The sequence below is a fragment of the Gemmobacter nanjingensis genome, assembly GCF_014652195.1.
Lineage (GTDB): Bacteria > Pseudomonadota > Alphaproteobacteria > Rhodobacterales > Rhodobacteraceae > Gemmobacter > Gemmobacter caeni.
The window spans coordinates 1-824 of the sequence record NZ_BMYI01000083.1 but is presented as its reverse complement, the minus strand read 5'-3'; the positions used below and the strand labels follow the sequence as shown (position 1 = coordinate 824).

Sequence of the window (824 nt, the reverse complement as noted above, 5' to 3'; positions counted from 1 at the left end):
ACCGCCCGGATCTGTGCGGTCAGCGACTGATCCGCCTCGGCAACAGCCTTGCGCACCTTCCGGCGGGCCAGAAACTCGGCAAAGCCCTGATCCAGCACCTCGGATGCCAGAGGCAACAGGCTGGCCCGCAGGCTGGTGGTCGCCGCGCCGCCGGTCTTTACCGCTGTCTCGGTCGCGCTGGTCCGGCTTTCCAGCGCGTCCACCACGTCAGTACCGGCCTTGCCCGCAACCGCCGTGCCCAGATCAGTGACCGACTGCCCCAGCGAGACGATTCCGCTTTCGGTCAGCGTGACCCGTGTGGTCAGCGCCTCCAGCGCCGAGGCGCTGGCCTTGCCCGGCAAGGCAGTGTTGAGCGCGGTGATCGCCTCGCCCTGCGAGGTGATCCTGCCCTCGGCGGTGGTCACCCGCAGCCGCAGCGCATCCACGGCGGTGGCGCTGGCAAGCTTCGGCAGATCCAGTTCCAGCCGCGTCACCGCATCGGCCGTCAGGATCAGCCGATCATCCACCGCCCGGATCTGTGCGGTCAGCGACTGGTCGGCCGCCACCATGGCCTTGCGTGCCTTCCGGCGGGCCAGAAAATCGGCAAAGCCCTGATCCAGCACCTCGGAGGCCAGAGGCAACAGGCTGGCCCGCAGGCTGGTGGTCGCCGCACTGCCAGTCTTCACCGCGGTCTCGGTCGCGCTGGTCCGGCTTTCGAGCGCCGCGATAGCGTCAGCGGACGCCTTGCCTGCGACTTCGGTCTGCAATTCGGTCAGGGCCGTTGCCTGCGAGGCCACGGTGGCCCCGGTCTCTGTCACCTCAATCGTCAGCGCATCGACCGCCCC

At 68.9% G+C, this 824-nt stretch carries 1 protein-coding gene; it reads right to left on the bottom strand.

All coding sequences use genetic code 11. The features are described from left to right. Positions 1 to 824, bottom strand: an 824-nt coding sequence (locus tag IE126_RS25735) for a hypothetical protein (protein WP_229825965.1), incomplete at both ends; no start/stop codon positions are given.